Origin of the sequence: Spirosoma rhododendri (genome assembly GCF_012849055.1) — a bacterium.
Classification (GTDB): domain Bacteria; phylum Bacteroidota; class Bacteroidia; order Cytophagales; family Spirosomataceae; genus Spirosoma; species Spirosoma rhododendri.
On sequence record NZ_CP051677.1, the window covers coordinates 944010 to 965576 of the forward strand.

Consider the following 21567-nt stretch of genomic DNA (forward strand, 5'->3'; position numbering starts at 1 on the left):
CCGCTAGTCGTCACCCCTCTCCCGTTTTGGGAGAGGGGCTGGGGGTGAGGGAATCTACTGCACCTTAATCACCTTCCGAACGGCCCGTTCTGCACCCTGTCGAACGTCGAGCATGTACATCCCGACAGGCAGCGTGCTGATGTCGATGCGTTCGCGCAGCTGTTTCGCTGGCTTGGCGAAATCGGTTTGCTTCTGTACGCGTCCGGTCGATGCGTCGTAGAGCAGGGCCGTTACGGGACGGCTGTCGTCGTTGTCAATCGTCAGTTCAACGTAATCGCTTGTAGGGTTTGGGAACACCTGTAGCGAACCCAGTGCCGGTTCAACGACTTCGACCGCCGTCCGCCCCCCCGTTGCCGGTGTCGTCAGTACGAATACCGGCGTTTCACTCACCGACACCCGTACCTTGCCGTTACTGCCCGGCAGCAATGTCGTTACACTCATCTCATCGCTGCCAATCTTCGGCGTATACAGCTTCACCGCCATGCCACTGCCAACCGATAGGTCGTAGGTAGCCGTGCGGCCGCGCTCATCGGGAACAACCAGCATATATGCCTGCCGGGTTTGTCCGTTGCTGCTCAGCTCGTAGCGGTCAACCAGTGGGTCGCTGTTGAGTGTTTCCTTGTAGGTGTATGCTCCCAGCAGGTTGTTGACCTGATACAGATAGTCGGCGGCTGGCTTGCGGGATTTGTTGTCGTTGATGAGCCCCATCGAGTAGAACTGAACCGGAACGGCCGCGTTGTCGTCGTGCATCTGGTAGAAAAACAACCGATCGATACCTACCCGACTATACATCAGTGCCGTACGCAGTATCCAGTCGGCCTGCGTTTGCTCGGCAGTTTTACCGCCGATCGGCATCGCCCGGAACGGACTGCCCTGATTCAGATCGTAGCCCGCTTCGGTAATCCAAACTGGCATATTGTACTGCTGACCGATAGCCACGAACGCAGCCGCCTGCTCGCCCGTGCCCGACAGTTCGGGAGCGGCCCCGCGCGATCCGCCACCATCCTGAGACGATTTGCTGTCGTTGGAATACAGGTGCTGATTGATAACATCCCAGCACAGGTTCACCGACCCATCGGCCTTGTAACCCCGGAACTCCTTGCACCAGTCGATCATGGCGCGTACGTAATCCGTTGACGACGAAGCGATTCCACCAATAACTACCTTCACCGACGGATCCGCATTCTTGACGCCAACACCCGCACCCAGCGTGCCCTTATGCCCGTCGTAGAACGCCGACAGGTTCGCGGCATATTCCCGGGCCGATTGATACGCCTTCCGGCCTTTCCAGGTTTTGTCGCGCTCGTTGTCGCACTCGATGTACTTAATCAGCCCCAGCCCGATCTTAACGGTGTTGACGCCAGCCCATGACTTTACACTGCTTACCTTAACCAGTGACGGATCGACCGACTTGTTGTAGCCATAGCGCGCCATGTACTGAAAACCAGCCTGCGCCTGCTCGATGTACGACGCCGGTTTGCTCAGGTCCCGCCCATAGACGGTTGGAATATTTTCGTAGTCACGCTGCCCGTCGGGGTAGGTGTTTTCCATCCATTTCGGAATCGTTTTCAGGCAGGCCAGCACCTCTATATGTTCGGCCTTCATCCGCTCGTAGATGGCGTCGTAGTTCCAGCTGCCGCTCAGCGTCGGGTTGAAGGTGTACTCGCCCCGCGCCGACTCCAGCTTTTCCCAATCCATATAGTGCCGGATGGCCGAAAAGTTTTTCACCGCCTTCACGCTTGGCTCATCCACCTGCCAGGGCGACCGGGCGTCTTCGATATTCCATTCAAACGCGTTTACGCCAAACTGCTGCGCCAGGGGCGATGCGGCCCGCGCCGATATGCGCTGGGCACTGATCGGTGCCGAATACGTACCGTACAGTTCCAGCTCGTTGGGATAAGCGCCCGACGTGTTGATGACCAGGTAGCGCGCGTTCTTTACAATCGTTTTGACATTGTAATCGGTGGGCTGATTGGGGTCCGGGCCGACCCAGGCGTTATACTGCGTACCGGTAAACTGGGCAATCTGAACACGCTTCCAGTCGTCGGTAATCACCGACAGCGTCAGCGGGGCATCGACGTTCGTACCCGGCCCGTCGTAGAACCGCACCCGCTCGATAACCATCGTTTCTCCCGAATTCAACGGGTAGTACGCGTCGTAGTTGGTCAGGATTTTTCCCCAGCCGGTGTTGACGGCCTGATCCGTGCGGCCATCGAACAAACCGCCAAGCCCGTTGCTGACGTTGTTGACCTGATACCAGCGACTGGCATCAACGGGTATTTTTGGGGCCTGCGCTACGGTTCCAGCAACGGGCGTCGTGGAGATGGGCGTCCCTACAGTTGTTGCTGGCGGTGAAGTCGTTACCGGGGCAGGGGTAGTGATGACGGGCGCGGGCGCAACACTTATGCCAAACACTTTGATTTTCTGCGGAAAATTATTGCCAAACTTCCGTACGACAATGGCGTCAGCCTGTAACGGGGTCGATGCTTTCATCTCTACCCACTTCATGTACTCCCGCCCGTCGAACGTACCGATCAGGGTTTTCTTCGTTCCGTTGAGCGCGTACAATTCGGCGGGCTGGGCGGTAAACACATCCTCGTAATCGTACAGTGACAGCCGCGTGATTTTGGCGGTTTTACCCAGTTTGAGCGTCACGTCGATGTATTTCATATTGCCCTGCCACACTTTAGCGATCAGGTCATTTACGTTGTCGTTCAGCCAGGGTTTATAGCTCTGCCCTGTCTGCTCGCTGGGCGTTACCGACACGCGCTGTATCGCTTCCTCTGTTTGTGCCTGAGCCAGCGCTGCTGTAAGTACTAGTAGAAAAACAGGTAGTAATTTTCTCATAAGTAGTATTCCCCTTACTATTTACAGACCATTTACTTCCATTCAGGTCAAATAGATTGCCATACATCGAAAAAAAGAAGAAATAAATTTACTTTTCTTTACTAAGGTAAACTTAAGTAAATCAGTGGATTTACTAGAAAATGCAGGGCTAACCTGAGCGCGGGTACTGGTCCGATTGACACACGGCCCATTTAGTTGATGTATCTACCAGCTTAGTTGAACACAATGCCCGTCTGCCTAGTCATAGAAGTGGAAACAGTACACAAAACATATGCAAGCCAACACAGCACAGCCTGCGCTCGACGCGGGTACAATCACATTGGGTGGCGACCTGACCGTTAACCGGATGGCCTACGGTGCCATGCGTATCACCGGCGACGGTATCTGGGGTCCGCCGAAGAACCACGACGAAGCGATACGGGTACTGAAGCGGGCGCTCGAACTGGGCATTAACTTTATCGACACCGCCGACAGCTACGGCCCTTATGTATCGGAAGAGTTGATCGCGGAGGCACTCCACCCCTACCCCGATGGGCTGATTATCGGTACGAAAGGCGGGCTGTTGCGTACCGGCCCGAATCAGTGGCCAGTCGACGGTAGCCGCAAGCATCTGGAAGAAGCCCTGAACGGTAGCCTGAAACGCCTGAAACTGGAGCGTATCGACCTGTACCAGCTTCACCGCTTCGACGATAAAGTACCAGCGGAAGAGTTTCTCGGTTTCTTGCAGGAAGCGCAGCAGGCGGGTAAAATCCGACACATTGGTTTGTCGGAAGTTGGCGTCGACCAGATTCGGCAGGCGCAGCAGTATTTCGAAGTGGTATCGGTGCAGAACATGTACAACTTCGGCCAGCAGAAGTGGAATGATGTGCTGAAATTCTGCGAGGAAGAGGAAATCGCCTTTATCCCGTGGTATCCGCTGGCGAGTGGTAATCTGAGTGCCGAAAACGCCATCAGCAAAGTAGCTCAGCGGCACGGCGCTACCGATTATCAGGTGGCGCTGGCGTGGTTGCTGGCCGCATCGCCGGTGATGCTGCCCATCGCCGGAACATCATCGGTGAAGCACCTCGAAGAGAATGTGCTGGGCGCAACGCTCAAACTAACCGACGAAGATTTTCAGGATATGCCGTTACCGAAGTAAGAAAAAGTAAGGGGGTAGAAACGTTGTTTCTACCCCCTTACTTTTTCTTACTTCGGTAACTGTTGAATGATGGAGTGATAAAATGATTGAATGGGCTGGCGCGAGCGTCTTTTATTCAATCATTCTATCACTCCATCATTCACTAATTAACTATTTCAGCGCATTCATCTTGTCGGCGGTGGCCTTCAGTTCGCTGAGCTGTGCTTGCAAATCTTCCTTGATGTAAGCCGGAATATGATCCTTCTCGATGGCATCCTGATACGCATCGACGGCCGCATTCTCACCGAATTCAACCGAACTCAGTACCGTAGCCCGGTCTTTACCCGTTACCGCAGCTTTGATGTCGATCCAGGCGCGGTGAATTTTGCTCGAGATGTCGCTGGTCGTCGCGTCAGACACGGCCAATCCGTCGATGCGGACAATATGCTCGGCGAGCTGACTGCGGAACTTCTGGCTCTGGACGATATTGTGGCGAAACAGCGAGTCGAGATCAGCGTCTTTCGTGTCTTCGATTGCTTTTTCGTATCCCTGAATCCGGTCGTTGTTGATTTTTACCAGGTCGTTGAGATCGTCAACGATTTCTTCGTTCTTAATCATGATAGTTGAGTTTCAATAAATGGTAGTTGCCAATTAGAACAGCCTCCACCGGCAATTGTTTGTCAGGCGGGGTTTTTATGACCAAAATCAGTTTAGTCGGGTGTCAGTTGCGCTGACTTCTGCTGGTGCGTCGACAAAAATAGCAGAGCTGCCACACCCGTTTTGTTGACTACGTCGCCAAAACAGAGCGCGATGTGAATGATGTTTGTGTCGACGCCCACCGCCGACAGGATGTAGCCAATCGGGTAAATACCCCAGAACGTCACTGTCGTAAGCGCTACGAGCTGGAATGTACGGTCGAGTTTCGGAGACGCGCCGTACTGGCGATACAGCTTGTACAACGTCCACGGCACAAGAACATAACCAACTGTCGACACGGCTCCCCAGATCAGCTTCGGCCCCACAATGGCTTCCTGATCGAAGGTCAGCTGCTGTTCGCCGATGTACCCAGTCACGATCATAAACAGATCAGCAACCAGCATCAGGATAATCGGGCGGGCAACGTCCCGCAGCGGCACGTTCAGCAACCGCACCATCGTCAGCAGCAGCAGGGGCGTAGTGATGGCCCAGTCCATGTAACGATATTGACTGATAGCCGGGTATGATTCGCGCATCAGGGTTTGCCGGTCGGTGGGGTCAGCGACGGTTGCCAGTTCGGCCAGCATGTCGTGGTAAAAACCCTGCATTTGGAAATAAGCATAGCCCGCTACAATGGCAATGACCCCGCTTATGATGTGCGATACCTGGTGCTCCGGTTCAGCCAGCGGGCGGGTCGTAAACGTAAAGGCCGCCTGCGCCAGAAACACCAGACTCGTTACGATCAAGCTGTAGTAGACTAGCATGGGCAGCAGCCCAACCGTGCCCGCCGTCGGGATAAATGTTTCGGACAACTCCATAAAAAAATCGCGTGTAGTACCGGTATACTCCGATTGCTACACGCGATCCAGGCAATTTGTTTTACTTGATGGTCTGCTTGATGCTGCTCATCTGCTGCTGCGCCTTCGTTGTCAGGTCCTGGGCGTATTTTTTCAGCGTGTCGTTGCTGCCGTACTTCAGATACGTATTTGCCAGATCGATAGCATCCTGCCGCTGATCGAGCATAACCGTTACGAAGTTGTTGTCGAAGTTGCTGGTCAGTTTGTTCTCCGTGTTCCCACCCGCCTGAAACTTCAGCGCCATCGCTTTTATGTTCTGATTCTGCGCCTGCATAAACGCCTGGTTAGGCCGCGATGGGCGTAGCTGGCGCGCCAGATTGTTAATCATGTCGATATCGGCCTGCACGGCAGGGATCATCGACTGCGCCATTTTCCGCAGCGAAGTGTCTTTACCGCTCTGCGCTTCCTGCTTCAGCAGGTCCAGTTGGCCCTGCGTCTGCACCCGCGCCTGCAAGGCATAGTCGAAGTCAGGATCGCCGGTCGGTTCGAGCTTCGTCAGGCGCGACATCATCTGCCGCATGGGGGTGATGACGGCGATCTTATTTGTATCGGTAACGGGTTGGCTGGTAGTGGCTACCCCCGTAGTTGCCTGTGCGCAGGCCGCCAGCGACCCCGCCGACAAACTGATGATAAATGCACCCAGAAGCAGAGGATTTACTTTCGTTTTCATAGTTTTATGCTGAATGGTTGTCGTGGCAGACGGCCCGTTTGGGCCAATCTGTCATAAAGACAAATGAACACAAAAATGGTTTAACGGGCTGACAGTCTGCTATTCGTTTACGATCACTGTCAGCTGCGGCCACTCCGCCCGAATCATGTCGGCCAGCGCCCGAAGGCCCCACTCCTCGCTCCGCCGGTGCCCAACGGCGATAACGGCCATGCCAGTGTCGTTCACAGCGTCCTGGGCTGGTTTTCGGTATTGGCCGGTCAGATACACGTTGGCTCCCCGTTCGGCGGCTTCCCGAACCAGTTCGTCGGTCATCGCGCCCACAACGGCTATCCTGTCGACACCGAACTGACGCCCGGCTTCGGCCCGGTCGTAATTACCGAGCAGGCCCTTCACATGGTCGAGGCATTCATCAAATTCCTGCCCATTGACGTCGAGCAGCATACCGATCGCGCGTTTGGGCAGGGGTTCCCCCGTCTTCGTGGTAGCCTGCTTGTAGCCGATCGGCTCCAGATCACCCGTTGCGTCGAGTTGAGATGCCAGTGGTTCGCAATAGCCGATCGTCAGTGTTTCGTCGAATGGTAAATGATGGTACAGAACCCCCACATCAGACGGTAGCGCATCGGTGTTGAGGTGCCACGGGCGGTGCAGCCACAACGCATCGAGTTGCTCCTGCTCAACCCAGTCGGCCAGGCCCGGAAACGGTTCCAGGGCTATTCCCAGCCGGGCGATGGGTCGGGTACCGGGCCGGTAGATGCCCCCCTGTTCGTCGGACGGGTAACGGCCGGCCGCTAACTGCGTATGTAAAAAATCGCTGATATCGGTAAGTGACAGCGTCGTCGTATTCATTGGTTCGATTGACTGGCCGGGCCAGTGTGATGCATAGATAACCCGTCGGCAACCGGTAGAGTTTAGTGCTCGGCCAACTATAGTACGGGAATAAGGCTGCTGGTTATCAGGCGCATTTGATTTTTCGACCAAATTCACACTACCTTTGTTACCGCATTAGCGCCTTGCACAGGCAGGCCACCTACGCCGATGATTTTCCTCTGCTAAGACCCTACGCTGGTCTTTTTCTCTTTCAGTAAGCCACCCGCCCCGCTCCGGTTTGCCCGGTGGCTCTTTCCCATATTCAGTCTATTCATCATACCGTGGCATCTGACCACGGCAAATCTGTCTGTTCAAATGACCCGACTTATCCGGTTATTCGTAGCCGCATTGCGCGGTTCCGAAACCAATTTTACGTCCGGCAGTATCAACCGGGCCTTGTTTCTACTGTCTGTGCCCATGATTCTTGAAATGGTCATGGAATCGCTGTTCGCCATCGTCGATATCTTTTTCGTGGCCCAAATCGGCACCGAGGCAGTTGCTACCGTTGGCCTGACGGAATCGGTGCTTACCCTGGTCTATTCGGTAGCGATTGGTCTCAGCACAGCCGCAACCGCGCTGGTTGCCCGGCGCGTGGGCGAAAACGACCGATCGGGAGCCAGTGCGGCTATCGGTCAGGTGCTGTTGGTATCGCTGGGCTTGGCGGTGCTGATGGGCATAACCGGCTTTCTGTTTGCCGATCAGATTCTGCGGCTGATGGGGGGCGATGCCCGGCTGGTTACCAGTGGCGCGGGTTTTACCCGGATGATCTTTGCCAGTGCTCCCGCCATCATGCTGCTGTACACGCTGAGTGGTTGTTTGCGCGGGGCCGGGCGAGCGTCCGACGCAATGCGGTCGCTGTGGCTGGCCAACGGCGTCAACATCGTGCTATGTCCGGTGCTGATTTTTGGCTGGGGGCCACTGCCCGAACTGGGCGTTATGGGTTCCGCCGTCGCTACGACCATTGGCCGCACGGTGGGCGTGCTGTATCAGCTGCGTGCCCTGACACGGCCCGGCACTACGGTACAGATTCGTCGCGCCGACATAACGCCCAATCCCGGATTGATCCGCAGCCTGCTGGGTCTGGCGGCTGGCGGGACAGGGCAGTTTCTGGTTTCATCAGCCAGCTGGGTGTTCCTGACCCGCATTCTATCGACGTTTGGTAGCGATGTCGTCGCGGGGTACACGATTGCCATTCGGATTATCGTCTTCACGATTCTTCCGTCGTGGGGTATGGCCAACGCAGCGGCAACGCTGGTCGGGCAAAATCTGGGGGCGGGGCAGGCCGACCGGGCTGAAGCGTCGGCCTGGCGGGCGGCCGTCGGCAACATGGTGTTTCTGGCGGTGGTGGGGCTGGTATTCTTCCTCAGCGCTACGAGCATTGTTAGCTTGTTCAACACCAACCCGGCGGTGGTCGCGGTTGCCGTCGATGCATTGCAGGTTTTTTGCGCGGGCTACGTGTTTTTCGCCTACGGCATGGTGCTGAGTCAGTCGCTAAACGGTGCTGGCGATACCCGGACCCCAACAATCATCAACATTGTGAGTTTCTGGCTGGTTGAAATTCCGCTGGCCTACACACTGGCCCACAGCCTGAACTGGGGGCCGCCAGGTGTGTTCTGGTCGGTGGCGATCAGTCAGTCGCTGCTGGCCGTGCTGGCTATTATCATCTTCCGGCGAGGGCGCTGGAAAGGCGTTCAGGTGTGAAATACAGGCCCGATTCCGGCTTATTTATCCCCGAAACTTTTACCAACAGGGGGGCGTTATTTTTCAGCCGGTTAGGTATTTTCAGTGAAGTAACCGCTGGTCGATCTGCCGAGCGAAAGCCGGTACGGCCGACTATCCCGCTTACGCTGGATGGGGTAAGCCCCGTGATTTTCCGGCCTGTTGGCCCACACGAAAACGGCACCGGCCCGACAGGTACGACCCGTAAACCACGAACCTTTAACGACACACTATTTTGTTACACGATACACATAAAGAAGCCGAAACAGCTGTTCTGATCGCGCTGGTAACCCAGAAACAAACCGCCGATCAGACCCGCGAATATCTGGACGAGCTGGCGTTTCTGGCCGAAACGTCGGGTGTGAAGACGATAAAAAGCTTTACCCAGAAACTCGACCGGCCCGATACCCGCACGTATGTGGGCAAGGGTAAGCTGGAGGAAATTCAACAGTTTCTCCTGGCGCACCCCGTCGACATCGTTATTTTCGACGACGACCTCACGCCCTCGCAGGTGCGTAACCTGGAAAACAGTTTCAAGGAAGTCAAAGTCCTCGACCGCAGCCTGCTCATTCTGAACATCTTCGCTATGCGGGCTCAGACGGCGCAGGCGCGCGTGCAGGTCGAACTCGCGCAGTACCAGTACATGTACCCGCGCCTGACCCGGATGTGGAGCCACCTGACGAGTCAGAAAGGGGGCGTCGGGATGCGGGGGCCGGGTGAAACCGAGCTGGAGACTGACCGCCGGATCGTAAAAGACCGTATCTCCTTTTTGAAGGAAAAACTGTCGAAGATAGACCGGCAGAGTCAGACCCGACGGAAAGAGCGTGACCGGCTGGTGCGGGTGGCCCTCGTCGGCTACACCAACGTAGGCAAGTCGACACTGATGCGGACGATGGCCAAAACCGACGTGTTTGCCGAAAACAAGCTGTTTGCCACCGTCGATTCGACCGTTCGGAAGGTAACGCTGGGCAACATTCCGTTTCTGCTGACGGATACGGTTGGGTTCATCCGCAAGCTGCCGACCATGCTGATCGAAGCCTTTAAATCGACGCTGGACGAAGTGCGCGAAGCCGATATTCTGGTCCACGTCGTCGACGTGTCGCACCCGTTGTTTGAAGAACAGATCAGTGTCGTGCAATCGACGCTCGCGGATATCGGTGCCGCCGATAAGCCTACGGTGCTGGTCTTCAACAAGATGGACCGCTTTGAACCGAAGGCAGAATGGCTCGAAACGGTTCTGCCAGCGGAAGATGACGACTTCGACGCCGATCAGCCGATGCAGGTTGCCGAAATACCCCTCGCTGTACAGCGGCAGACCGCGCTAAACTTCCTGCGTAAGACGTATCTGGCGCAGCGTGCCGACCATGTTGTGTTCATCTCGGCCGAGACGGGTGAGAACATCAGCGAACTGCGCGAACTACTTTATTCGCTGGTTCGGGAGAAGCATTACTACATCTACCCAAACTGGGTAAACGTCCCCCTATCGGAGTCTGCCGAATTTGGCGACGGTTTGGCGGGTTAAGCACATTGCGGTATTTTTGTCTGACAGCCTGACCGGCAGGGTTTATATTCTGCCGGTCAGTTTTTTGGTTGCGTAGTTCAACGGATAGAATACCTGCCTGCCGGCAGGCAGGGACGTTTCATAAACGTTTGATATGGGTTCGATTTCCGTCACGATCATAAACAGTTAGTATGTTTTACGTGTACGCTATTCAAAGTCAGCAAGATAACCGCATCTATGTGGGGATGACCGGTGATGTGACACATAGATTGCATGAACATAATTTGGGCAAAACCCAATCGACTGCGTTTTACAGACCCTGGCGATTAGTTTACACCGAACAGGCACTAAACCGCGTAGAAGCCAGAAAGCGCGAGATCTGGTTGAAGTCAGGAGTTGGTAAAGAGTACTTGAAAAATTGGTTGCGTAGTTCAACGGATAGAATAGACGTTTCCTAAACGTTTGATATGGGTTCGATTCCCGTCGCGACCACCACTTACTAGATCATTACTGATGCACTTTGCAAGTAGATTACTGTACATCCGCCGGCCACCTTTCGGCTCTGTGAGTTAAGAAAAGTAGCCTGACGCGCCAGTATGGATTTCGATGCAAGCGGCTACCTGTTGCCACATAATATACTTACGAGCGACGTATTTACGCTTGAACAGGTATTTGTGCTTGGGTTGAGTGAATCGACTACCCGCCGAGCCTTGTTTGAGCGATACTTGCAATACAATGACACGCTACGACAGTTGATCCCGGCGGGGTTCAGACAATGGGTTGATGGGAGTTTCATCAGCCGCAAACTAAACCCGCGAGATATCGACTTCCTGACATTCGTAGATTACCAGTTGTACGAAAATCACGAATCAGCGTTCGATGAATTAAGACGTATCCGACTCGACCGTAGTTTTGGTATCGACGGCTATTTTGTTAAGGTTTACCCCAACACCCATCGTTTGTATAACGACTACCAGAGTGACCTGATTGAATGGCAGTACCAATTTGGTACAACCCGAAAGCATGAGTCAAAAGGATTTCTGGAAATAACTATCTGATGCATGGAGCCTTATAACGTGATTGACGACGAGGATCAGCCGAGGACTGCGGAAGAACGGGCAGCAATGGTTTCGCACAGTGTAGCAATGATTGAGCGCATGAATGCAGCTATAGCCCGTCATGTGGCTACCGACATACCTAATCAGTTGGCAATCGACCAGTTCGCCGAACTGCGCGAACGCTACATTACCGAACTAAGGGAACTGTTACAACCAATTGGCGTAGCGGTTCAATGGAATGCCGATCAACGCCGGGCAGCCTGATAGCGCAGGACAGATCACCAATATCGGTTTGTCTACCCCCCGTAGATACACCTCTCTTCTCACCAAAAAAGCCCGATCATATCGGGCTTTTTTGGTAAAATTCAGACTAATACGGTCGTATCGAGCAAGACTGACTCTCAGCTAGCTAAACATCAGCTATTGCTTAGTCAGCACCATTGTGTACGAGGTAGGCGTTGGCTGATTGGCGGGGTTGACCGACAACGATGTAACAAGCATGGCGGTACTACCCGTGATCGTTTTAGTAGCCGTCACCGTCTGTGGACCTCTGATTGTTAGCTGATTATCAGTTTCCGTGTACGACGTAGAAGATCCAAAGATGTTGTTGACCAACAGCTTCGAATTAGTGGAGCTTGTACAGGCCGAGATAGACGTCGCATTATTGGTAACTGTCCCGTTCGAAAACGTCAATGTAGTACTACCAATACAGTTGTTTTCCAGAAGATTCAGCGGTGAGACAATTTCTGAAAAGGAGACACCATTCTGCACGACAGCCGGATTGATGTTAATGGCCGATATCCGCCAGTTACCCTGGATAGACTGGTTGGTAGTGGTTGTTGTCGGATCATCGCTTTTACAGCTTACGATCACGCCCAGGGCCAGCGACAGGGCAGCTACCGTGTTGATGATCGAAACGGTCGATAGACGTTTGGAAGAAAGCTTCATACGTAGTTTTGATTTGAGGTTAGCGCCAAAGATGAGCGATGCAGGCAATCATATAACTGATCAGGGCGCTTTTGTATTTGAACGGCGTATTTCAGACGACGGTTTATCGCGCCAGCCAGCGCTACGGCTACCCGCTCGGCCCTGTTTCAAACCGTTTAGTAACCAGATTGCCGAATTCGCAAAAAAAACAGCCCCTACTCTGGCCTGATATTAGCTGTTCTTGATATGTTTGCTCCGGACGTTGCCAATATGGCAATTTCCCCGCCACCCCCATTCATTCGCTTTATCCTCCCGTATGGCCTATAGTACCTATACCTGTTCACAGTGCCACAAACGATTCCGCTCCTTTGATCTAAACCCCGTCTATTGCTCGGCCACCTGCCAGCAGCACGCCCAACAGCGAAACACGCCCCCCGCCAGCCTGCCAACGCCCCCCTCGACACGACCTGGCAACGTATGCACCCCGGCGAATGGGCACTCATTGAAATCAGCCAGGACAGTACCCAGCAACGCTTCCTTGAAATAGGCTACCTGATGGTTGAAACGGCGAGCCACATCAAGATATGGCTTCCCGAAACCGTCGATCGGCACGCCAGCGTACACACCTACCGGCAGGACACAGTGATCGGCTGTCATTTTCTGCCCCAGACGGTACTGTATCAACTCATGCCGATGCTGCCTTACCTCAACAAACAAACCGGACCGATCCGGGTGCTGGCGGAAAAACTGCTGCGCAAAAACGTCGATGTACGCACGTCCGTAGCGGAATACCTGCGGCAGTATGATGTTGAGTTGTGGGCCAAACGAACTGTGCATACGTTAGATCACGCGCCGGTTTATCAGCAATTGCTCGAACTGGTCGACAAGTCGCCGAACCGGCTGGTCTAGCCCGATCGGGTAAGCATCTTTCTGCGACACCATACCACCGGTTGCCTTCCTGTGGTTATATTGTCGCAGCTTTCGATGTTTAGTCCTCTCGCGTTATGACCCGTCTTCTTATAGTCTTATTTTTCATTGCGGCCTACCCGGCGCTGGCACAGGTGCAATTGCCCACCGATGCCAATGGGCAGGTTCAGTTTCAGGAACTGGTTCGGCTGACCGACAAAACCCGACCCTCCAAACAGGTTTTTTCGCAAAGTCAGGCGTGGGCGGAGCGGTATTTCAAACCCGCCAACGAACCGGAGGTACAGCCCGATCTGGCCAACGGAGTTCTGTTTGTGCGGGGCGTTTACCCCATTGGTGAGCAGTTTGTCCGGTTTACCATGCTGATCGAAGCGAAAATGGGCCGTTACCGAGCGACTATCACGGATCTGATTGCGGAAAACAACGGCCTGCTGGCACCTATCCAGCCCAACAACGCTACGGCCGACGATATGCAGCGGGCGGGGGGCACTCAGATCGCCAATCCTGCCGTTGTTGAAACGGTGGCCAACCAGCAGGCGGAGTTATACAAAGCACTCGATGCCGTTTGCCGGGATACGCTCAACAACCTGAAAACTGCGCTGAACGGCTAATATGAAACGGCTCTTTACCAACCTCACTTTCTGGGTATTGACGGCGATCACGCTGGGTATTCTGCTGGGCCACTTCCGCCCTGACCTGGCCCTGATGCCCGTACTCGACGGGCCCATCAAAACGCGCTTTATCGGGCAGGAACTGACCATCGGCGCGACGTTCAGCGAATTTCTCAGCGGCATTTTTATCAGTCTGGTGAAGCTCTTTATCAGCCCCATTATTTTTCTGACAATCACGCTCGGCATCGTCAGCATGGGCGATTTGAAGAAAGTGGGTAAGGTTGGAGCAAAAGCCCTACTCTATTTTGAAATCATCACGACGGTAGCGCTGATTATCGGCGTCATCGTGGCTAACATCATCCGTCCCGGCGACGGGGTCGCGACGTCGCAGCTAAAGGGGGCGACATTTCCAAATACACCAAAGGCGCGACGGAATTTAGCTGGTGGCAGTTTTTCCTCGACAATGTGACGCTGCAAGTGCTCGTGCTGGCCATTCTGACGGGCATCGTGCTGAGCCGCTACAGTGGTCGCGACCGCGTTATCGGCTGGTTCAACATCGCGTCGAAATACATTTTCTGGGGATTGCATAAGGTGATGATCCTGGCTCCGATCGGTGCGTTTGGTGGGATGGCTTACACCATCGGCAAATACGGGCTGGGTACGCTGCTGCCACTGGCCAAGCTGATGGGAACGGTCTACACCACGATGGCCATCTTTATTTTCGGGGTGCTGGGCCTGATTCTGCGCTCCTGCCGGGTCAATATCATGCAGTTTCTGCGCTACATCCGTGAAGAGTTGCTGATCGTGCTGGGTACTTCATCGTCGGAAGCGGCCCTGCCCTCGCTGATCGACAAATTGCAGCGGATGGGCTGCGCCAAATCGGTTGTGGGGCTGGTGGTTCCGGCAGGGTATTCGTTTAACCTCGACGGCACAACGATTTACCTGTCGATGGCAACGATTTTTCTGGCGCAGGTCTTCAACGTCCACCTCGACCTGACCCAGATGCTGACAATCATCGGGATTCTGATGGTGACGTCGAAGGGGGCAGCGGGTGTTACGGGCAGCGGCTTTGTGGTGCTGGCTAGTACGCTGACGGCCGTGAAAGCCATTCCACTCGAAGGGCTGGCGCTACTGCTGGGCGTCGACCGGTTTATGTCGGAAGCGCGGAGCATCACCAATTTTATCGGCAACGGCGTAGCGACGATCTGGCTCTCAAACAACGAAAACGCACTCGACCGCGCGCAGATGGAACGGGCGTTTGCGCAGACACCGGAGCTGGAAGATGTGCGCGATACCAATCAGATTGTACGGCCAGTCTCGAAAGACGAATAGAATCAGTTAGGTTTGCAGGATAGCTACCAGTTGAAGCTACTACCGCTGGTGGAATTGAACGCAATTACCTGACAATGACAACGAATCCTACGGATAAGCTTCGGGAAGACGCGCTGTATTATCACGCCAAAGGTCGACCGGGGAAGATTGAAATTACACCCACCAAAGAAACGGCCAATCAGCGCGACCTCTCGCTGGCGTATTCGCCCGGCGTCGCCGAACCCTGTCTGGCTATCGCCGAAACACCCGCCAAAGCCTACGATTACACCGCCAAAGGCAACCTCGTCGCCGTTATCAGCAACGGCACGGCCGTGCTGGGGCTGGGCAACATTGGCCCGGTAGCGTCGAAGCCGGTAATGGAAGGGAAAAGCCTGCTGTTTAAACTCTACGCCGATATCGACGCCTTCGACATCGAACTCGACACGACCAACATCGATGAGTTTGTCCGGACGGTGAAGATTCTGGAACCAACGTTTGGCGGGGTCAACCTAGAAGACATTGCTGCGCCTGACTGCTTTGCCATTGAGCAGCGGTTGAAAAAGGAGTTGAACATTCCCGTCATGCACGACGATCAGCACGGCACCGCCATTACGTCGGCGGCTGCGCTGCTCAACGCGCTCGAACTGGCCGGGAAGCAAATCGGGGAGATCAAGCTGGTGGTCAACGGGGCGGGGGCTGCGGCTATCTCGTGCATGAACCTGTACGTCAGCCTGGGCGTGTCGCCGGACAATATCATCGTGTTCGACAAAGACGGCCTGCTGACAAAAGACCGCAACAATCTGGCCCCCAATCAGTACAAGTACACCACCGACCGCTGCCCCGCCAACTGGACACTGACCGATGCGCTACAAGGGGCCGACGTATTTCTGGGCCTCTCGGTCGGTAACGTCGTGACGGGCGAGATGGTCAAAACGATGGCCGATAACCCGATTGTGTTTGCGATGGCGAACCCAAATCCGGAAATCAGCTACGACATCGCCACGGCCGCCCGGCCCGACATCATCATGGCAACGGGCCGGTCCGACTATCCGAATCAGGTCAACAACGTGCTGGGTTTCCCCTACATTTTCCGGGGGGCACTCGACGTGCGGGCAACGGAAATCAACGAAGCGATGAAACTGGGAGCCGTCCACGCGCTGGCCGATCTGGCAAAGAAAGCCGTACCGGAGAGCGTCAGCCGCAGCTACGGACAGGAGTTGGTCTTCAGCCGGACCTATATTCTGCCCAAACCTACCGACCCGCGCCTGCTGATGACCGTGGCCCCGGCCGTGGCTAAAGCCGCCATCGAATCGGGCGTGGCGCAGCAACCCATCACCGACTGGAACGAATACGATCTGCAACTGTCGCGCCGACTGGGGCAGGATAACTCGCTGACGCGGGGGCTACTGGCACAAGCGCAGCGGTCGCCCAAGCGGGTCGTCTTCACCGACGGCGAAAACCCGACCGTACTCCGCGCCGTAGCCGACGTGCTGGAGCAGCGTATCGCCGTCCCGATTCTGCTGGGCAACCCCGACATCATTCGCACGATGCTCAGCGACTTCCGGCTCAACCTGGGCAACGTCCGCATCATCGACCAACGATCTGACGAGCAGGCGGACGTACGAGAACGCTACGCGCAGGTACTGTACGAAAAGCGCAAACGCAAGGGACTGACCCTGACCGAAGCGCAGGCCCTTATGCGCGACCGCAACTATTTCGGGGCCGTAATGCTCGAAACGGGCGAAGCCGACGTGCTGATTTCGGGTCTGACGCGCAACTACCCACAAACGCTCCGACCCGCCTTGCAGGTCATCGGTCGGCAGCCGGGCATCAAAAAAGTGTCAGGCATGTACGTGCTGATGTCGCGCTTCGGTCCGCTGTTTCTGGCCGATACAACCGTCAACGTCAACCCGACGATGGAGGAAATTGTCGAGATCGCCGAAACGACCGCCCGCGAAGTGCAGCGGCTGAATATTCAGCCCCGGCTGGCGCTTCTCTCCTACTCGACCTTCGGTAGTGCGCCCGGCGAAGACGCTGAGAAGATGCAGCAAGCCACGGCTGTTTTGCAGGAAAAACACCCGGACTGGATTATCGACGGCGAAATGCAGGCCCACCTGCCGTTTAATCAGGAGTTACTACGCGAAACGTATTCGTTCTCGTCATTGGCCGAGCAACCCGCCAACGTGCTGATCTTTCCGAACCTGTCGGCATCAAACATCGCGTACAACCTGCTGAAAGAAATCGGCCGGATCGAGAAAATCGGTCCGGTACTGATGGGTATCCGCAAGCCGGTACACGTGCTGCAACTCGGCAGTACCGTCCGCGAAGTCGTCAGCATGGTGACGATTGCCGTAGCGGACTAACGGTTTTGGAGGAAAGCGAAAAGAGGTGAGCAGAAAGACTGGTTTACGCCAGCATCTTTCTGCTCACCTCTTTTCGCTTTCCTCTACCAATCAATACCCTCTCGCTGTGTTGTCGGCGCGGGGGTCGGAGGCACCTTCGTAGGAGCCGTCCGGGCGGATCAGGACGCAGTCCATCCGACCGAGTGTGTTGGTCAGTTTTTCGAGAACATAGCCCCGGTTGACGAGCGTTTGCGTGGTTGGCTCGGTGAAAGCATTTTGCTCGAAAATCGTTTTGTCGGGCAGCCACTGATGGTGAAATTTCAGCGCATTGACGGACTGCTGCATCGTCATCCCGTGCTCGATCACGTTCAGAATCGTCTGGTACACCGACGTAATAATCGTCGACCCACCGGGCGTACCGACCACCATAAACAGCTTACCGTCTTTCTCCAGAATCGTCGGTGTCATCGACGATAGCATCCGCTTGTTGGGCGCGATGGCGTTGGCCTGATTGCCGGTTAATCCGAACATATTCGGCACACCCGGCTTCACGCTGAAATCGTCCATCTCGTTGTTCATGAAAAACCCGGCCCCGCCAATCACAACCCGGCTACCATAGCCGCCGTTGAGTGTCGTGGTAATGCTGACCGCGTTACCGTCTTTGTCGACAATCGAGAAGTGGGTCGTTTCCAGACTCTCGTAGCCGGGCAGCGTACCGCCTTTGATGGCCCGGCTGTCGGTCGCGTGGGCAAACGAGAAATCCTGCCAGCGGGTGCGCAAATAGGCCGGGTCGATCAGTTGCGCGACGGGGATTTTGAGAAAGTCGGGGTCACCCAGAAACTTCGCCCGGTCGGCATAGACACGCCGTTCGGCTTCGATCATCACCTGCACCGTACTGTCGCGGTTCCAGCCCCACCGGCGCAGCGGGTATTGCTCCGACAAACGCATCAACTGAATCAGCGCGATACCACCGCTGGAGGTTGGCGGCATTGTAATCACGTTGTACTCTTTGTACGTCGCCTGTAGTGGATCGCGCCAGACAGCGTGGTAATTTTTCAGGTCTTCCTCGCTGATGATACCACCGCCCCGCTTCATCTCGTCGGTAAGCAGCCGCGCCGTTTCACCCTCGTAGAAGCCCGCCCGGCCCTGCTGCTGAATGCGTTGCATTGTACGGGCCAGATCGGCCTGCACGAGTTTGTCGCCCTGCTGCCAGCGGCTCGACGTATCGGTGGTGCTTTTCAGGAAATACGCTTTGCCGGGGTTGATGGTCTGTAACTCTTTGCGAATGCGGTTCAGTCCCGTCGCGTCGCGTTCGGTCAGCGAGTAGCCGTTGGTAGCCAGGTCGACGGCGGGTTGCAGCACCTGCGCCCACGTCAGCTTCCCAAACCGCTTGTGCGCTTCCGCCATCCCATCAACCGAACCCGGCACTCCACTCGCCAGGTGGCCGCTCGTGCTCAGGCCGGGCCGTACGTTGCCCGCCGAATCGAGGTACATGTTGGCCGTTGCCCGTCCGGGGGCTTTCTCGCGATAATCGAGCGTGTACGATTTACCGTCGCGGCTGCGGTAGACCATAAAGCCGCCCCCGCCAATGTTCCCCGCGTTGGGGTACACGACAGCCAGCGCAAACTGCACCGCCACGGCCGCGTCGACGGCATTGCCCCCCGCCTGCAAAATAGCTAGCCCGACCTGCGAGGCTTCGGGGTGCGCCGAGGTGACCATGCCGTTACGACCGATCACACCCTTCCGGTCGGAATAGAACGGCTTCGTTAACGCGCCTTCCTCGCTGTACTGGTACACCCCCTGCCCCTGCCGAACGCTACCCACTTTACTGTCGGGCGATTTGGTGGTTTTACAGGCCGTGGCAATGAGCCCACCGACGAGCAGACAGGCAGCATACTGATATACGTTTTTCATCATGTAGCAGGTAGTACAGGTTGTTGGAAACCTCTAAACTACGAAAAGGCGGGCTCGCATCAAGCAGTGGCCCCATTTTGTCCGCGCTTCCATTGGCCGTATGTTCTTTCGACCGTCTATCCCTTTACGCGCTAAGCTTATCGAAAACCCGTTTGGCAGCAACGCCTTTGTTTGTTTCTTTGTTTGATTCGTATACCCCATCGGCAGTATGTTTTTTTTGCGTCAGATTCTGGAAAGTTTTCGTTTCGCGTGGCAGGCGCTGCGCTCGAATCTGTTGCGTACGCTGCTTTCGCTGCTGGGCGTCACCATCGGCATTTTCGCCATTATCGCCGTTTTCACGCTAGTCGATTCGCTTGAACGCAGCGTGAAAACCAGCCTGTCGTTCGTCGGCGACAGAGTGGTGTATCTCAGTAAATGGCCGTGGGCATTTGGCGGTGAATACCAGTGGTGGAAGTACTTTCAGCGGCCCGAAACGAAATACAGCGAGTTTAAATACCTGAACGATCAGCTGGAGAACGCGCAGGCAATGGCGATTCTGGATTTTAAGCGCACCGTTGTCAAGTACGGCAACAACAGCACGTCGTCGCAGGTGCAGGGTACGACCTACGACTACAACCGCATCTCGGACGTGTCTATCGCCAGTGGCCGGTATTTCACCCCGCAGGAAATGGCTGTCGGTCGCCCCGTAACAATCATCGGCGCGACCGTAGCCGAAGACCTGTTCAACGGGCAGGAAGCGGTTGGCAAAACGATCAAAATCGGCGGGGCTAACTTTCTGGTGATCGGTGTGCAGCAGGCCAAGGGCAAAAGCCTCGTCAGCGTAGGCGGCAATCAGCCGGATATCAAGTGCATCATCCCCTACCTGATCTTTTCCAAGCTGTTTAACTCCGGCGTTCCCACGTTCGACGTGGCCATTAAAGGATACGAAAGCGACGAAGGCTTGCTTGAACTCGAAAGCGAAGTTCAGGGACTATTACGCGCCCGGCGGGGGTTACGCCCGACGCAGGACGATAATTTCGCCGTCAACCGCCCCGAAGCCGCCGTCAAGTTTGTCAGCGCCATCTTTACCGTCCTGACGCTGGCGGGCTGGGTCATCGGCGGGTTCTCGATCCTGATTGGCGGGTTTGGTATCGCCAACATCATGTTTGTGTCGGTGAAGGAGCGTACCAACATCATCGGTATTCAGAAATCGTTGGGTGCCAAGAATTACTTTATCCTGTTCCAGTTCCTGTTCGAGTCTGTACTGCTCAGCCTTGTTGGCGGGTTGGGCGGTATTCTGCTGGTATATCTGCTGTCGCTGATTCCCTTTGGCAGCCTGGAACTGCAACTCACACTTAGCAACGTTCTGCTGGGGTTGGGCGTGTCGAGTGTCATTGGCATTCTGTCTGGCATCATCCCGGCCTTCTCAGCTTCCCGACTCGATCCCGTCATCGCCATTCGTGCCAAATAGGTACATAGTTCACCTATTCCGTCGGGTGGTCCGGTCAAACATTTTGTGAGGGTAGTCGTTGCTAGTTGTTGACGGTCTGGCAAACAAATCGTCTATTTGTGCGTCTCAACCGCAACTAAACAACCACATTCATGCGCGGATTACTGTACTTCCTACTGTTCTTATTTGTTGTTCTCGGCATCCTATACGTGCTCACCGGCTGGAGTTTCAGCGACGGCGAACGGGCCGGCACCGTGTCGAAATTTAGCCGCCGGGGCTTTGTGTTCAAAACCTACGAAGGTGTACTGAACGTCGGCGGCTTTTCGGGCGAAACCGGTTCGCTGACGCCCCAGTACTTTGACTTTTCGGTGAAAGACGACAATGTCGCCAAGCAAATCACCGACGCCGTCAAGACGGGTCAGCGCGTGACGCTGCACTACGAAGAAAAAATCCTTCGGCTACCCTGGAACGGCGAAACCAAGTACTACATCACCAATGTCGAAGCCGTCGGCCCGGCTCAGGGCGCGTATGGCTATCCCGGTCAGCAGCAAGGTTATCCACAACAGCAACAGGGTTATCCACAGCAGGGGCAGTACCAGCAGCAGGGGCAGCAACAGCAACAGCCCATGCAGGAGCCCACGATGGCCCCGGCTGACTCAGTCCTGTAACCGGCAATTGGTAGTTCATTTTTGCCCTCTCAACGTAGGCGCTTCGTACCGGAGCGCCTACTTTTTTGACCGGACTACTAACCGCTGCCAGCCACCCGATCTTCTGGCA

General features: G+C 55.4%; 18 protein-coding genes, 2 tRNA genes and 1 pseudogene. 14 read left to right on the forward strand and 7 right to left on the reverse strand.

Going from position 1 to position 21567, the window contains the following annotated elements:
• Positions 1-54: 54 nt before the first annotated feature.
• Positions 55-2847: a T9SS type A sorting domain-containing protein gene (locus HH216_RS03615; protein ID WP_254448678.1), complete on the reverse strand. Its 2793-nt coding sequence runs from the start codon at positions 2845-2847 to the stop codon at positions 55-57.
• A 271-nt stretch (positions 2848-3118) separates the two neighbouring features.
• On the opposite strand from HH216_RS03615, the gene HH216_RS03620 reads away from it, so the two are divergent.
• The gene (locus tag HH216_RS03620) at positions 3119-3985 is read left to right on the forward strand and encodes an aldo/keto reductase (RefSeq protein ID WP_169549549.1); all 867 of its coding nucleotides are present in this window, start codon (positions 3119-3121) and stop codon (positions 3983-3985) included.
• 150 nt (positions 3986-4135) lie between these two features.
• Here the strand turns inward: HH216_RS03620 and HH216_RS03625 are convergent, their stop codons facing one another.
• The 4 genes from HH216_RS03625 to HH216_RS03640 all read right to left on the reverse strand — a co-directional run bounded on the left by HH216_RS03625 (position 4136) and on the right by HH216_RS03640 (position 7033).
• Entirely contained in the window at positions 4136-4582 is a 447-nt protein-coding gene (locus tag HH216_RS03625; protein WP_169549550.1) for a ferritin-like domain-containing protein, read from the reverse strand.
• A gap of 92 nt (positions 4583-4674) precedes the next feature.
• Entirely contained in the window at positions 4675-5478 is an 804-nt protein-coding gene (locus tag HH216_RS03630) for a bacteriorhodopsin (RefSeq protein ID WP_169549551.1), read from the reverse strand.
• 61 nt (positions 5479-5539) lie between these two features.
• The gene (locus HH216_RS03635) at positions 5540-6187 is read right to left on the reverse strand and encodes a DUF305 domain-containing protein (RefSeq protein WP_169549552.1); all 648 of its coding nucleotides are present in this window, start codon (positions 6185-6187) and stop codon (positions 5540-5542) included.
• 99 nt (positions 6188-6286) lie between these two features.
• Positions 6287-7033 carry a Nif3-like dinuclear metal center hexameric protein gene (locus HH216_RS03640; RefSeq protein WP_169549553.1) on the reverse strand — a complete coding sequence of 249 codons (747 nt, stop codon included), beginning with the start codon at positions 7031-7033 and terminating at the stop codon, positions 6287-6289.
• A gap of 336 nt (positions 7034-7369) precedes the next feature.
• On the opposite strand from HH216_RS03640, the gene HH216_RS03645 reads away from it, so the two are divergent.
• The 7 genes from HH216_RS03645 (at position 7370) to HH216_RS03675 (ending at position 11596) form a co-directional block, all read left to right on the forward strand.
• Entirely contained in the window at positions 7370-8755 is a 1386-nt protein-coding gene (locus HH216_RS03645; RefSeq protein WP_169549554.1) for an MATE family efflux transporter, read from the forward strand.
• A 253-nt stretch (positions 8756-9008) separates the two neighbouring features.
• Positions 9009-10295, forward strand: coding sequence for a GTPase HflX (gene hflX / locus HH216_RS03650; RefSeq protein WP_169549555.1), 1287 nt, complete (start codon positions 9009-9011; stop codon positions 10293-10295).
• A gap of 66 nt (positions 10296-10361) precedes the next feature.
• Positions 10362-10453, forward strand: a tRNA-OTHER gene (locus HH216_RS03655).
• 66 nt (positions 10454-10519) lie between these two features.
• Positions 10520-10732 (forward strand): GIY-YIG nuclease family protein, encoded by a 213-nt coding sequence (locus HH216_RS03660; RefSeq protein ID WP_254448812.1) that lies wholly within the window; start codon positions 10520-10522, stop codon positions 10730-10732.
• A tRNA-Arg gene (locus HH216_RS03665) sits at positions 10695-10769 on the forward strand. Before HH216_RS03660 ends, HH216_RS03665 begins: the two co-directional genes overlap by 38 nt.
• Before the next feature lie 101 nt (positions 10770-10870).
• Positions 10871-11332 (forward strand): DUF6932 family protein, encoded by a 462-nt coding sequence (locus tag HH216_RS03670; RefSeq protein WP_169549556.1) that lies wholly within the window; start codon positions 10871-10873, stop codon positions 11330-11332.
• Between the two features lie 3 nt (positions 11333-11335).
• Positions 11336-11596, forward strand: coding sequence for a hypothetical protein (locus HH216_RS03675; protein ID WP_169549557.1), 261 nt, complete (start codon positions 11336-11338; stop codon positions 11594-11596).
• A gap of 156 nt (positions 11597-11752) precedes the next feature.
• On the opposite strand, the gene HH216_RS03680 is transcribed toward HH216_RS03675, so the two are convergent.
• The gene (locus HH216_RS03680) at positions 11753-12280 is read right to left on the reverse strand and encodes a hypothetical protein (RefSeq protein WP_169549558.1); all 528 of its coding nucleotides are present in this window, start codon (positions 12278-12280) and stop codon (positions 11753-11755) included.
• 366 nt (positions 12281-12646) lie between these two features.
• Between HH216_RS03680 and HH216_RS03685 the strand changes: the two genes are divergently transcribed.
• The 4 genes and pseudogenes from HH216_RS03685 to HH216_RS03700 all read left to right on the forward strand — a co-directional run bounded on the left by HH216_RS03685 (position 12647) and on the right by HH216_RS03700 (position 17468).
• Positions 12647-13168, forward strand: a complete 522-nt coding sequence (locus HH216_RS03685; RefSeq protein ID WP_169549559.1) for a hypothetical protein — start codon at positions 12647-12649, stop codon at positions 13166-13168.
• Positions 13169-13263: 95 nt separating this feature from the next.
• Complete coding sequence (locus tag HH216_RS03690) at positions 13264-13794, forward strand: DUF4468 domain-containing protein (protein ID WP_169549560.1); 531 nt, start codon at positions 13264-13266, stop codon at positions 13792-13794.
• Between the two features lies 1 nt (position 13795).
• A pseudogene (locus HH216_RS03695) lies at positions 13796-15126 on the forward strand (cation:dicarboxylate symporter family transporter).
• A gap of 74 nt (positions 15127-15200) precedes the next feature.
• Positions 15201-17468: an NADP-dependent malic enzyme gene (locus tag HH216_RS03700; RefSeq protein WP_169549561.1), complete on the forward strand. Its 2268-nt coding sequence runs from the start codon at positions 15201-15203 to the stop codon at positions 17466-17468.
• A gap of 90 nt (positions 17469-17558) precedes the next feature.
• Here the strand turns inward: HH216_RS03700 and ggt are convergent, their stop codons facing one another.
• Positions 17559-19361 (reverse strand): gamma-glutamyltransferase, encoded by a 1803-nt coding sequence (gene ggt / locus HH216_RS03705; RefSeq protein ID WP_408641783.1) that lies wholly within the window; start codon positions 19359-19361, stop codon positions 17559-17561.
• A gap of 208 nt (positions 19362-19569) precedes the next feature.
• Between ggt and HH216_RS03710 the strand changes: the two genes are divergently transcribed.
• Together HH216_RS03710 and HH216_RS03715 are read left to right on the forward strand one after the other, a co-directional pair.
• Positions 19570-20811 (forward strand): ABC transporter permease, encoded by a 1242-nt coding sequence (locus tag HH216_RS03710; RefSeq protein WP_169549563.1) that lies wholly within the window; start codon positions 19570-19572, stop codon positions 20809-20811.
• Between the two features lie 131 nt (positions 20812-20942).
• Positions 20943-21458 (forward strand): hypothetical protein, encoded by a 516-nt coding sequence (locus HH216_RS03715; RefSeq protein ID WP_169549564.1) that lies wholly within the window; start codon positions 20943-20945, stop codon positions 21456-21458.
• Positions 21459-21567 lie beyond the last annotated feature (109 nt).